We start from the raw sequence: 12,723 nt of genomic DNA, 5'->3' as shown, positions 1-12,723 counted from the left end.
GTCACCGCCGCGTCTGTGGCCGGGCGCCGCCCTGGGCCCTGATCGCGCGCAGCACCTTCTCCGGCGTGATCGGCAGCTCGTCGATGCGCACGCCGACGGCGTTGAAGATCGCATTCGCGATGGCAGGGAGCACCGGATTGGCACACATTTCGCCAGGGCCCTTGCCGCCGAACGGCCCGTCGGGCGCCGGCCGCTCCAGCACGGCGATGTCGTGCGGACAGATGTCGCCAGGTCCCGGCATCAGGTATTCGACGAAGTCGCGCGGTCCTTGCTTCGGGTCCGGGTAATACGGCTCCGTCGTCTCGTAGAGCGCGTGGCTCATGCCCATCCAGGCGCCGCCGACCAGCTGCTGCTCGACGAGGCGGGGATTGAGCGCGCGTCCCAGCTCATAGGCACTGTCCATCCTGACCACACCGACCTCGCCGGTCTCGTCATCGACCTCGACCTCGGCAACCAGACACGCATGCGCGTAGCAGGTCGCCGGGGACATTTCGCCGGTCTCGGGATCCACCTCCGACAGCGGCACCAGGAAGATGCCACGGCCGGAGATCGTCTTGCCCTGACGGAACTGCGCGGCGATGGCGACGTCCTTCACCGAGATCGAGCGATGCGGCGCGCCCTTGACGTGAATGTTGCCGCGGCCATCGGTCTCGAGATCGCTGGCGTTGACCTCGAGCTCCTCGGCCGCCGCCTCCATCATGACGCCGCGCGCCTCCTTGGCGGCAGCCATCACGGCATTGCCGACGCGATGCGTGCCGCGCGAGGCGAACGAGCCCATGCAATGCGGGCCGGTGTCGGAATCGGCGGTGTCGACATAGACGTCCTCGACCGGCACGCCGAGCGTCTCGGCGCAGATCTGCCGCGTCACCGACTTCATGCCCTGTCCGAGATCGATCGAAGACAGCGCCACGGTGAACTTGCCGCTGGGATTGGAGTGCACCAGCGCCTGGCTCGGATCGCCGCCGAGATTCATGCCGATGGGATAGTTGATCGCCGCCATGCCGCGGCCGCGGTGCCTGGTCATGTCAGCGCCTCCTCGTGCCGAATACCGACGAGAACCGCGTCGCGCCGTGTGCGGGAGCCGGTGCCGGGCTCTGTGGGGGTGGTGACGGCGGCTCAGGAGGTGGAGAAACCGGGAGCCCCCGGTCATAGCTCGTGCGCTGCTGCGCCGGCGCAGGCCGCGCGCTCACCGGCTCACGCGGCGTGGAGGGAACGGCGGCCCGCGCGCCGCCGCCGTCCTTGCGCGACGACATGCGGCGGAATTCCTCGCGGATCGGCCATTTGGCCTTCTCGGCCGCAACCTGGACGCATTCGATCAGGGCGGTGTTCTTGGCCTCGCGGCGATGCGCCTTCATATCGCCGTCGCGATAGGCGTTGAGGATACGAAACTCCATCGGGTTCATGCCGATCAGATGCGCGAGCTTGTCCATCTGGCATTCGAGCGCGAAGTCCATACCGGTGATGCCGAAGCCCCGCATCGCGGTGGCCGGCGTGCGGTTGGTGAAGATACAGTAGATGTCGCCATGGACGTTCGGGATCGTGTAGGGCCCCGGCAGGTGCGCGGCACATTTGACGACCGCGTAGCTCGACAGCCGCGTATAGGCGCCAGAGTCGAAATAGCCGCGGATCTGGCGCGCCACGATGCGGCCGTCGCGCATGACCCCGTCCTTGATGTAGATGCGCTCGGCGCCGCGGGGCGGCCCGAACTGCATCTCCTCCTCTCGCCCGAGCACGTAGCGCACCGGGCGCCCCGTCAACATCGCAGCGAGAATGGCGAGCGGCTCGGTCAGCGTGTCGACCTTGCCACCAAAGCCGCCACCGACCGTGCCGCCGATGAAGTGGAATGTGTTCGACGGCAGATCGAGGATCTTGGCGCAGGTGTCGAGCGAGAAGAACAGCGCCTGGGTCGAGGTATAGACCACGTAGCGGCCGTTGGTGTCGGGCGCGGCGATCGAGCCGTTGGTCTCGACCGGCGCATGCTCGATCGGAGACATCTGGTAGCGCTGTTCCAAGACATGATCGGCGCCGGAGAAGCCACGCTCGACGTCGCCGAAGCGCAGCTTCTGATGATCGTAGCGCTCGTGATAGGTGAATGTGTTCTTCGGATAGGTCTCGTTGACGACGGGCGCCCCCGGCTTTAGCGCCTCCTCGACGTCGAACACCGCCGGCAAGGTCTCATAGTCGACGCGTACCCTGGCCGCCGCCTCGGCCGCCGCGCGCGGCGTCTCGGCGACCACGGCGACGATCGGCTCGCCGCGGTACCGCACCTTGTCGACGGCGAGCGTCGGTTCGTCGTCCTTGCCGAAATTGATCAGGCTGAGCAGCGTGTTGAGATTGCGCGGCACGTCGGCGCCGCGGATGATCCGCCGCACGCCCTCGCTCCGCTCGGCCTCGCTGGTGTCGATGCGGCGCAGCCGCGCATGCGGCTGCGTGGATCTGACGACCTTCAGATGCAGCATGCCCTGCAGCTTGTGATCGTTGAAATAGGTCGAGGTTCCCGTGACATGGCCCAGCATGTCCTGGCGCTGGGTGCCCTTGCCGACCTCGTTGAGATTGTCGTCGCGCTCGTCGGCGAAGATGTCCTTGCGCAATTCCAGCATGGCGATACCTCCTCACGCGTTCGCGCGCAGCGACGCGGCCGCCGCCAACACCGCATTGATGATCGGCTCGTAGCCGGTGCAGCGGCAGACATTGCCGGAGATGGCCTCGACGACCTGCTCGCGGCTCGGCTGCGGGGCCTTGTCGAGCAGGGCCTTGGCCGCCATGATCATGCCCGGCGTGCAATAGCCGCATTGCGCGGCGAAGCCGTCGGCGAACGCCCGCTGCAGTGGATGCAGGTTCGGCCCGGCCTTGATGCCGTCGAGCGTTTCGACCGCACGGCCCTCGACGGACTCCGCCAGGGTCAGGCACGCGAGATGAGCATCGCCATCGATCAGCACCGTGCAGGCGCCGCATCCGCCCTGGCCGCAGCCGAATTTCGGCGTGACGTCGCCGATCATCTCGCGCAGCACGACCAGGAGGTTGGTACCACCTTCGACGAACAGCGCGACGTCGCGGCCGTTGTGCCGGAATTGAAGGGGAGTCTTTGTCATGGCCTAGCTCTCCTGCCCCGACAACAGCCGCCGCAGATGCACGCCCACGACCTCGCGGCGGTACCACGCGCTGGCCAGCGAATTGTCCGTGGGAGCCGTCCCCTCGCCCGCCGCCGCAGCCGCCGCGCTGATCGCGGTGGCATCGAGCGGACGGCCTTCGAGCGCGCGCTCGGCCGCCTTGGCGCGGATGGCGGTCGGGGCCATCGATCCCAACGCGATCCGGGCCCCCGTCACGCGACCGCCGCCGAGGGGAACATGCGCCGCGATCGTGATCACAGATCCGCCCTTCGGCTTGATGCGGGCGATCTTGCGATACCGGAACGCATCCACCGATGCCGGCCGAATGCAGGAGACCGCAACGACCAGCGCACCAGCCTGGCGATCGCGCGACTGCAGAAACTCTTCCAGCGGCATGTCCCTGACGCCGAAGCCGCCCTGCACCGAGACCATGCCGTCCAGCGCCAGCAGCGCGACGGTGAAATCGCCGAACGGCGCCGGCGCGAACAAATTGCCGCCGACGGTGCCCATGTTGCGGACCGCCGGCCCGCCGATCGAGCGCGCCGCCGGATGCAGGAGCGCAAGCTCGCGCTCGGCCAGCACGCGGGCAAAAGTGACCGCGGCACCGATGCGGATGCGCGCGCCGGCCGTATCGATGCTCTGCAGCGCGCGGTCGGTGGCGCGGACCACGGTCGCAATCGAGACGTCGCCCTCGTTCAGATCGCGCATCACCAGCGTGCCGCCGCCGAGATAGCGGGCTGCGCGATCGGACGACAGCGCCGACGCCGCGTCGCTCGCGGCCTGAAACGTCTTCACCGTGACCGGCATCGGTTCACCTCTTGCTCATGCCGCCTGCTTCAGATGCGATCGGATCGCCTCGAAGCCGGCCTGGTAGATGTCTTCCGCCACCATGCGCGTCAGAGCCTCGGCCTGCTCGGGCCGCGTCGTGAAGCGGCTCTCCCAGTGCCAGAAGGTGCGATCACCATCGGTGACCGGCAGCAGCCGGACATGGGCGACGTAGTTGAACAGCTGGATCGGCGTGTCGAGCAGGCAGTAGCTGAAGCTCTGCTCGAGATCGGACAGCGCCAGCAGTTGCTCGCGCAACTCCGACCCGTCCTTGAGCCGGAAGCGCCTGACGCAGCCGATCTTGTCGGACGTCTGCGAGCGCTCGATCGCCGAGGTCGCCACCGCCGGGTGCCAGCGATCATGACCGTTGAAGTCGCGCAGCACCTCCCACACCCGGTCAGTCGGCGCGTCGATGATGGTGCTCTTGACGACGTGCGGCACGGCCTAGCCTCCGAACGCCCGCTTGAGCGCATCGAAGCCGCCCTGGAACACGCCGCCGCCGATCGAGCCGACAAGGTCGGCCTCGCGCTCCGGGGCGCAGTCGAACTCGGCGGTCCATTCCAGGAAGGTCTTGTCGCCATCCGTCACGGGCGTCAGCCGCAGGGTCGCGACATAGTTCGACACCCCCATCGGCGATTCCAGAATCGAATAGGTGCAGAACATGTCGTAGTCGGACAGGCCGAGCAGCTTCTCGCGGATGCGGTCGCCATTGCGTAAGCGGAAATCCCTGACACAGCCGATCTTGTCGGCGGGCTCGCCGCCCTCGATCCGGCTCTCGGCGATCGCCGGATGCCAGTTCGGCAGGCCGTTGAAGTCGCGCACGCGCGCCCACACCCGGTCGTTGCGGGCATTGACGACGGTGGAGACGTAGACTCTCGCCATGGTGCATCAACCCTTCTTGCGCGGACCGCGGTCCGCTGGCGGCTCGGATGCGCTGGCATCATTTGCTCCACCTCCGCCGCCCGCGTCCTTGCGCGCCGACGTCTCTTTCCGGATGCCCTGCATGTCCCTCGCTTCGCGGATCAGGCCCGGCATCTTGGCGAGGCTGCCGCCCTCGACTCCGATGTCAGAGAGGATGGAGTCGATCAGCGGCGCCTGGACGCGGTAACGCAGCGCGGAGTCGATCACCTCGTCGGTCGCACTGCGGCCGCCATTGCCGTTGCCGCCATTTCCGTTCAAGCCGTCGACCTGCAGGATGCGGATGCCCTCGATCTTCTCCATCGGCTTGACGCTCTCGCGCACGATGCCCTCGATGCGGTCGAGGAGCTTGCGCCGGAACAGCGAGTAGCGCGCCTGATCGGTCAGGACGTTCTCGGCCTCGTTGAGCAGCTTCTGCGCCTCCGCTTCAACCGCGGCACGAATCCGCTCGGCCTCTGCGCCGATCCGCGTCTCCTCGGCCTGCTTCTCGGCCAGCAGCACCTCGACCGTCTTACGGCGGCGGGCAATCTCGCTCTCGCGCGCGGTGACGACCTTCTCCGCCGCTTCCGTAGCGCGCGAGCGCGCCTCCTCGGCGGCGACCTTGGCCGCGGATTCCTCCAGCGATTTTTGATACAGCGCGATGGCCTTCTCCATCAGCGCCGTCTCGACGTCCTTCTCGCGGTTCACTTCGAGCTTGCGCAGCTCGCGCTCACGGCCGATACGGGCCTCGTCGAGACCACGATCGGAGGCGATGCGGGCGCGTTCGACCTCCTCACGGGCCGCGATCTCGGCCTCCTGCAGCGACTGGACGCGCGCGACCTCGAGCTGCTCGATCGCCCGGCGACGCTCCAGCCGGACAGCCTCCAGCGCCTGCTCGCGCGAGACATCGGCGGTCTCGACCTGCTTGCGCGCAACGATCTCGGCTTCCTTGACCTGGCGATCCGCATCGATGCGCTCGGCGCGCTTGGCAGCGAGCTCGATCACGCGGGTTTCGTCGGCGAGCTCGATCGCCTTCTTCTGGTCGATGTTGAGCACCTCGCGCGTCCGCGACGAGGCGATGCGCTCGGCCTCCAGCGCCAGCTCGACCTCGATGCGACGCCGCTCGACCGCCTCCCGACGCTTCAGATCGGCGGCCTCAACGGCCTCCGTGCGCTCGATCTCCAGGCTGCGCGTCTCCTTCTCCGACTGGATCCGCTTGGCTGTTACAGCTAGCTCCTGGGCGATGCGGGCCGCTTCGATCGCCTCGCGCGAGGCGATGTCGGCCTCCTCGATGGTCCGGATGCGCGCGATCTCCAGCGCTCGCACCCGCTCCTCCTGCGCGATGCGGCTGGCTTCCGTCGCCTCGCGCGCGGCGATGCCGGCGATCTCGATGCCCTGGTTGCGCTCGATCTCCAGCTTGCGCGTGGCGTGCTCGGCAGCGATCCGTTCCGCCGACAATGCCTGCTCGCGCGCGATCCGGGCGGCCTCGACCGCCTTCTGCGCTTCGATCTCGGCCTCCTGGATGTTGCGCACCTGGGCAATCTCGGTGGCGCGGGTGCGCTCGTCGGAGCTGATGCGCTCCAGATTGACGATCATGGTCTGCGCGATGCGCGCCTTCTCGGTCGCCTCGCGCGCGGCGATCTCCGCCTGCTCGACCGCGCGGGTGCGTTCGATCTCGCGGCGGCGTGTCTCCTCGTCATTGGCGATGCGCGCATCGGAGACGACGCGATCCTGCTGGATCCGCGCCTTCTCGACCGCCTCGCGCGCCGCGATCTCTGCTTCCTCGATGGTGCGGGTCCGCTCGATATCGCGTTGGCGCACCTCGCGCTCGGATTCGATCCGCGCGGCATCGATGGCCCGCTGATTGGCGATACGAGCCTTCTCGATATCCTCGCGCGCCAGCAGCTCCCTCTCTTCGACGGCACGCGTCCGCTCGATCTCGCGCTGCCGCGTGTCGCGCTCGGCCGCGATTCGGGCCTCGGCAATCGTCAGCTCGTTCGCGATCCGCGCCTTCTCGATCGCCTCGCGCGCCATGATCTGTGCCTGCTCGGCCTCGGTCTCGCGCAGCGCCCGCTCGCGCGCCACTTCCGTCCGCTGCAGGGCGCGGCGCATCTCGATGTCGCGCTCCTGCTCCAGCCGCGCCGTCTCGCTCTCGCGCTCGATATCGAGCGCCTCGCGCTCGGCTTCGAGGTTGCGGGTGCGAATCTTGATCATCGAGTCCTGCTCGATGTCGTTGCGCAGCTTGCGCTTGCTCTCGATGTCCTCCATCAGCCGCGTCAGGCCCTCGGCATCGAACCGGTTCGAGGGGTTGAAGAATTCGAGGTCGGTCTGGTCGAGATCGGTGATCGCGACCGATTCCAGCTCCAGGCCATTCTGCGCCAGCGCCTCGGAGGCAGCCGCCTTCACGCGGGACACGTAGTCGCCGCGCTCCTCGTGCATCTGCTCCATCGTCATCTCGGCCGCGACCGCGCGCAGGGCGGAGATGAACTTGCCGGAGAGCAACGCGTGCAGTTTTTCCGGTTCGAGCGTGCGCCGGCCGAGCGTCGCGGCCGCAATCGACACCGCTTCCCTGGTCGGCTGCACACGCACGTAGAAGTCGGCTTCGACGTCGACCCGCATGCGGTCACGCGTGATCACAGCGTCCTGCTTCGCGCGCGTGATTCCCATCGGCAGCACGTTCATGTTGACCGGCGTATAGTCGTGAATGAACGGCATCACGAAGGCGCCGCCATTGATGACGACGCGCTCACCCATGAAACCGGTTCGGACGAAGGAGACCTCCTTCGACGAACGATGATACAGCCAGTTGACGATGTAGACTGCGACCACGATGACGATGATCGCGATGATCAGCCAAAGGATCAGCTCACCGATCAGAACCCCGGACATCTCATTCCTCCCTCAGTCTCCGTCCGGCCAGCGTGGCGCCAGGCGCCAGGGGTGCCGGATCTCGTGTTGTCACCTCAGACGCGGCGTGGCCGCGCGCTGATTGCCTTGAAATGTCGTACCTGCTCCGTCAGCGCGCGCTCCACCGGCAGCCGCTCCATTGAGGAGGCGCCGTAGAAGCCGTGGCAGTTCTTGGTGTGCTTCATGATGAAGTCGGCGTCGGACGGCTCCGCGATCGGGCCGCCATGGGCCAGAACCAGAATCTCCGGGTTGACGCTGAGCGCGGCCGAGGCCCAGCTGTCGATCAGGCCGGGGCAGTCTTCGAGCTTGGGCGCGGTCTGCGCGCCGATCGAGCCGCCGGTTGTCAGACCGAGATGGCAGACGATGATGTCCGCGCCCGCGATCGCCATGCCCGCGGCCTGGGCTTCATTGAAGACGTAAGGCGTCGTCAGCAGGTCCTTGTCGTGCGCGCGCCCGATCATGTCGATCTCCAGCGCGTAGGAAATGCCCGTCTCCTCGAGGTTGGCGCGGAAAGTGCCGTCGATCAGGCCGACGGTTGGGAAGTTCTGCACACCGGAGAAGCCGAGCGACTTCAGCTCGTCGAGGAACACATCCATGTCGCGGAACGGGTCGGTGCCGTTGACGCCCGCGAGCACCGGGGTCGACTTCACCACCGGCAGCACCTCGCTGGCCATCTCGACCACGATGGCATTGGCGTCGCCATAGGCCATCAGGCCGGCGAGCGAGCCGCGGCCGGCCATGCGATAGCGGCCGGAATTGTAGATCACGATCAGGTCGATGCCGCCGGCCTCCTCGCATTTGGCAGACAGGCCGGTGCCGGCGCCGCCGCCGATGATCGGCACGCCACGGCGTACCATGTCGCGAAACTTCTTCAGCAGCGGTGCGCGCTCATATCTCGGCATCACCATCACCTCGCCTGTCTGCGCCGCGCCGGCAGCCGCCCGAGCAACGGCCTGACGGCACCGACGATCGCTGCTGCGAACTCATTGTCGTTGATGTGATGCGGCACGCGGATCAGGCGCCGGCTCGACGTCTGCCGCACCGTCTGTTCGAGGCTGCGAAACAGCGCCTCGTCCGCCTCGCGATCGAAGAACGGCTGTCCCTGTGCATCGAGGGCCGACACGCCCTTCTCGGGCAGGAAGAACCGGACCGGCCCGTCCATGCGGTTGAGCCGCTCGCCGATCCAGCGCCCCATCTGCGCGTTCTCCGCCGCCGTCGTCCGCATCAGCGTGACCTGCGGGTTGTGGACGTGAAACTTGCGGCCGCGATAGCGCTCCGGAATGGTCTCGGGCGCGCCGAAATTGACCATGTCGAGCGCGCCGACCGAGCCGACATAGGGCACGCGGGTGCGGATGACCGCGCCGAAGCGATCCTCGGTTGCCGGAAACACGCCGCCCATCAGCAGGTCGCAGACCTCAGTCGTGGTGAGATCGATGACGCCGGCGAGCATGCCGGAATCGACCAGCTTCTCCATCGAGCGGCCGCCGACGCCGGTGGCGTGGAAGACGAGGCACTCGTAGTCGTCGCGCAGCTCGGCGGTGAGCTTCTGCACCGCCGGCGTGGTCACGCCGAACATGGTGATGCCGATCGCGGGACGTTGCGGTCGGGTGCGATCAGCGACAGCGGACCGTTGCTCGCGCGCCATCACCATGCCGGCAAGCGCATGCGCGCCATTGCTCAGCACCATCAGCGAAATCGAATTGAGTCCTTGGACGTCGGTGACCGAGTACATCATCGCGATGTCGGCCGGCCCGACATAGGCGCCGACGTCTCCCGAGGCGACCGAGGAGATGATCAGCTTGGGCACGCCGACGGGGAGCTCGCGCATGCCAGGTGCGACCAGCGACGTTCCACCGGAGCCGCCCGCCGAGATGATACCTGCGACATTGTCCTGCCGGCGCAGCCAGCGCGCGAACGCGTCGGCCATCGCGGTGACGGATGCACCGCGATCGGTGCCGAACACGGCGGAGCCGCCGCGCGGATGATTGAGCGCGATCTCCTGGGCCGAGACGTCGCAGCTCGTATGGCGTCCGCTGGTGGAGACGTCGACCAGCCGGGTGCGCAGCCCGTGGCTCGCGACGAGATCGCGAATGAAGCGCAGTTCGTCACCCTTGGTGTCGAGCGTGCCGGCGACGATCACCGCGGGCGGACCTGACGCGATCGGCACGGCGCGCTCACGGCCCTGGCGCGCGGCCTCGTCAAGCCGGCTGACGCTGGTGGAGAGCGTGCGCGCCTTGGCCTCGATCTGCGCGATCGGCACCGGCTGCGACCAGCGCGTCGGCAGCACGGGATTGGAGACGTAAACCTTGACGGGCGCAGCCTTCGGCGTCGTTGGCACCGCCGCACGTGCGGCGGGCGCGTCGCCGTCCTGCCCCGTGCCGAGATCCGTCTCGTCGCCGGCATGCTGGCCGACGCCGAGCAGGCGCTGCTGCAGCTCGCGGTCGGCGGCGAGCCGGGCCGAGTCGATGATGCGGTTGATGCGGCCATTGACCATGATCGCGACGCGGGCCGAGATTGCGGTTGCAACGCCGATGTTCTGCTCGATCACGAGCACCGCCATGTCGCCGTCCTGGCCGAGCCGGATCAGCATCTCCTCGACCTGGGCGACGATCACCGGCGCCAAGCCCTCCGTCGGCTCATCCATGATCAGCAGCTGCGGATTGGTCAGCAGCGCGCGCGAAATCGCCAGCATCTGCTGCTCGCCGCCGGACAACTGCCCGCCGCCATTGTTGCGGCGCTCGGCGAGCCGTGGAAACGTCTCGTAGACGCGCTCGACAGTCCAGGCGCCGCGGCGCTGGCCGGCCGCGAGCCGCAGATGCTCGTCGACGCTGAGCGAGCGCCACAGACGCCGCCCCTGCGGCACGTAGCCGACGCCGAGCCGCGCGATGCGCGCGGGATTGAGGCCCGTGATATCCTCTCCCCGCAGCCGCACCGTCCCTCCGGACGGCCGCAGCAGGCCCATGATGGCCTTGCACAGCGTCGTCTTGCCCATGCCGTTGCGGCCGACCAGCGAGAACACTCCGCTGTCGAGCCGGAGGTCGACGCCCTGCAGCGCATGCGAATGGCCGTAGTAGACGTCGAGGCCGCGGACCTCGAGCGCAGGCGCGGAGCGGCGGATATCATTCATGGCCGCCTCCGAGATAGAGCTCCTGCACCTCCGGATCGGATTCGATCTCCTGCGGTGCGCCCTCCTTGAAGATGCGGCCGTTGTGCATCATCGTCACGCTCTCGACGACGCGCAGCGCCACGTCCATGTCGTGCTCGATGATGATGTAACCGATGTGCGGCGGCAGCGACGTCAGGATCTCGACCAGCTCGCGCCGCTCGGTCGGCGACAGACCCGCCGCCGGCTCGTCGAACAGGATGAATCGGGGCGCGCCGGCCAGCGCCAGCGCGATCTCGAGCTGCCGCTGCTGGCCATGGGCGAGCTCCGAAACCAGTTGATCACGCACCGACGTCAGATGCACGGCCTCGATCAGGCGCTCGGCCGCCTGCATCAGGGCGTCATTGGCGCTGGGACGCAGCATCGAGAAGCGCGCGCGCGAGACGCCACGGCATGCCAGATAGACATTGTCGCGAACCGACAGGCCGAGGAACAGTGCCGAGATCTGGTAGGTGCGGCGCAGCCCGCGGCGGATCCGCTCGTAGGGCGGAAAGGCGGTGATGTCCTCGCCGAAGAAACGGATCGTGCCTGACGTCGGCAGGAAGTCGCCGGTCACGCAGTTGAACAAGGTGGTCTTGCCGGCGCCGTTCGAACCGAGCACCGCGCGCCGCTCGCCAGGCCGCACCGTGATCGTGATGTCGGTCAGCGCGGCGAGCGCACCGAACATCCGCGTCACGCCGCGCAATTCGAGGGCTGAGGTCGAGCCGAGCGCTGAGAGCCGGTCCGCGACCCTATTCATGGCCGTGACCTCCCGGACGGGGCCGCTCCTCCGTGCGCTGGCCGCGTTTGCGCCACCGCTCATAGAGACCGATGACGCCGTCGGAGGACCAGAACACGATGGCGAGGAAGCCGAGCCCGATCAGCAGCCGGAACCGGTTGCCGTCGAGCCCGACCTTGACCAGGAAGTCGAGCGCGAAGGTGCGCAGGATGACGAAGATGAACGCGCCGATATAGGGCCCGACCGGCCGGGTGATGCCGCCGACGACGGCGACGATGAGAATGTCGATGCAGCGCTCGACCGCGACCGATCCGGGCGAGATCTGCCGATAGTTCCAGACCTGCAGCACGCCACCCATGCCGGCGATCAGGGCCGCGAACGCATAGGCGGCGATGCGATGCGCATTGACGTTGAAGCCGAGCGCGGCCATGCGCCTGGGATTGTCGCGCACGCCCTGCAGCGCCAGGCCGAACGGCGCGCGCGACAGATAGAGCACAGCGAAATAGCACGGCGCGGCCACCGCCAGCGTCAGGTAATAGAACGCGATATCCGTGCGCCAATCGACGCCGAGAACATGCGGCGTGGCGATCGTGTTGATGCCGGTGTGGCCGTTGAAGATCGCCCAGTTCTGGTTGGTGAAATAATAGAACGCCGCGCCGATCGCGAGCGTGATCATGATGGTGTAGATGCCCTCGGTGCGCACCGCCAGCGCACCACCCAGCGTGCCGAACAGCACCGCGAGCACCAGCGCCACCGGCGTCGCCAACCACCACGGCCAGCCGAGGCTGATATTGGCGTTGCCGCTGACGCCGAAAACGGCAACCATGTAGCCGGCAAAGCCCGCGATCGTCAGCTGCATCAGACTGACCATGCCGCCATAGCCGGCGAGGAACATCAGGCTCAGCGCGATGGTGCCGAGGATCAGGGTCGTGCCGAAGATCTCGATCAGGAAGAAGCCGTTGGCGATTAGCGGCATGATCAGCAGCAGCGCGGCGACCGCCCAGGCCCAGGGCTGCTCGGTGGCCGACCACGCGACCGGCTGCATTGCGGCGCCGCCTGCCAGCATGCTTTCCCGCGCACGTGCCTCCTGGATCAGCGACATC

The 12,723-nt window shown here is 67.6% G+C and carries 11 protein-coding genes; all 11 read right to left on the bottom strand.

Features of this window, described 5'->3' with window-relative positions; translation table 11 throughout:
• Position 1: 1 nt before the first annotated feature.
• Positions 2 to 1,024: a xanthine dehydrogenase family protein molybdopterin-binding subunit gene (locus tag ACQR1D_RS18020; protein ID WP_315802958.1), complete on the bottom strand. Its 1,023-nt coding sequence runs from the start codon at positions 1,022 to 1,024 to the stop codon at positions 2 to 4.
• A gap of 1 nt (position 1,025) precedes the next feature.
• Positions 1,026 to 2,600: a xanthine dehydrogenase family protein molybdopterin-binding subunit gene (locus ACQR1D_RS18015; protein WP_434838936.1), complete on the bottom strand. Its 1,575-nt coding sequence runs from the start codon at positions 2,598 to 2,600 to the stop codon at positions 1,026 to 1,028.
• A gap of 12 nt (positions 2,601 to 2,612) precedes the next feature.
• Positions 2,613 to 3,092, bottom strand: coding sequence for a (2Fe-2S)-binding protein (locus ACQR1D_RS18010; protein ID WP_434838935.1), 480 nt, complete (start codon positions 3,090 to 3,092; stop codon positions 2,613 to 2,615).
• A gap of 3 nt (positions 3,093 to 3,095) precedes the next feature.
• Entirely contained in the window at positions 3,096 to 3,917 is an 822-nt protein-coding gene (locus ACQR1D_RS18005) for an FAD binding domain-containing protein (protein WP_434838934.1), read from the bottom strand.
• A 15-nt stretch (positions 3,918 to 3,932) separates the two neighbouring features.
• Positions 3,933 to 4,376, bottom strand: a complete 444-nt coding sequence (locus tag ACQR1D_RS18000) for an SRPBCC family protein (RefSeq protein WP_315802954.1) — start codon at positions 4,374 to 4,376, stop codon at positions 3,933 to 3,935.
• Positions 4,377 to 4,379: 3 nt separating this feature from the next.
• Positions 4,380 to 4,817 (bottom strand): SRPBCC family protein, encoded by a 438-nt coding sequence (locus tag ACQR1D_RS17995; RefSeq protein WP_006609919.1) that lies wholly within the window; start codon positions 4,815 to 4,817, stop codon positions 4,380 to 4,382.
• Positions 4,818 to 4,823: 6 nt separating this feature from the next.
• On the bottom strand, positions 4,824 to 7,721 hold the full coding sequence (locus ACQR1D_RS17990; RefSeq protein WP_434838933.1) for a flotillin domain-containing protein: 2,898 nt from the start codon (positions 7,719 to 7,721) through the stop codon (positions 4,824 to 4,826).
• Between the two features lie 74 nt (positions 7,722 to 7,795).
• Positions 7,796 to 8,641 carry a phosphoenolpyruvate hydrolase family protein gene (locus ACQR1D_RS17985; RefSeq protein ID WP_315802951.1) on the bottom strand — a complete coding sequence of 282 codons (846 nt, stop codon included), beginning with the start codon at positions 8,639 to 8,641 and terminating at the stop codon, positions 7,796 to 7,798.
• 5 nt (positions 8,642 to 8,646) lie between these two features.
• Positions 8,647 to 10,866, bottom strand: a complete 2,220-nt coding sequence (locus tag ACQR1D_RS17980; protein WP_434838932.1) for an ABC transporter permease — start codon at positions 10,864 to 10,866, stop codon at positions 8,647 to 8,649.
• The gene (locus tag ACQR1D_RS17975) at positions 10,859 to 11,641 is read right to left on the bottom strand and encodes an ABC transporter ATP-binding protein (protein WP_434893930.1); all 783 of its coding nucleotides are present in this window, start codon (positions 11,639 to 11,641) and stop codon (positions 10,859 to 10,861) included. Before ACQR1D_RS17975 ends, ACQR1D_RS17980 begins: the two co-directional genes overlap by 8 nt.
• Entirely contained in the window at positions 11,634 to 12,722 is a 1,089-nt protein-coding gene (locus tag ACQR1D_RS17970) for a branched-chain amino acid ABC transporter permease (RefSeq protein WP_434838930.1), read from the bottom strand. Before ACQR1D_RS17970 ends, ACQR1D_RS17975 begins: the two co-directional genes overlap by 8 nt.
• Position 12,723: the final 1 nt, after the last annotated feature.

The organism is Bradyrhizobium sp. HKCCYLRH2047, from assembly GCF_051168175.1.
In the GTDB taxonomy this organism is placed as follows: Bacteria; Pseudomonadota; Alphaproteobacteria; order Rhizobiales; family Xanthobacteraceae; genus Bradyrhizobium.
This window is presented reverse-complemented; position numbering and strand designations above follow the sequence as displayed.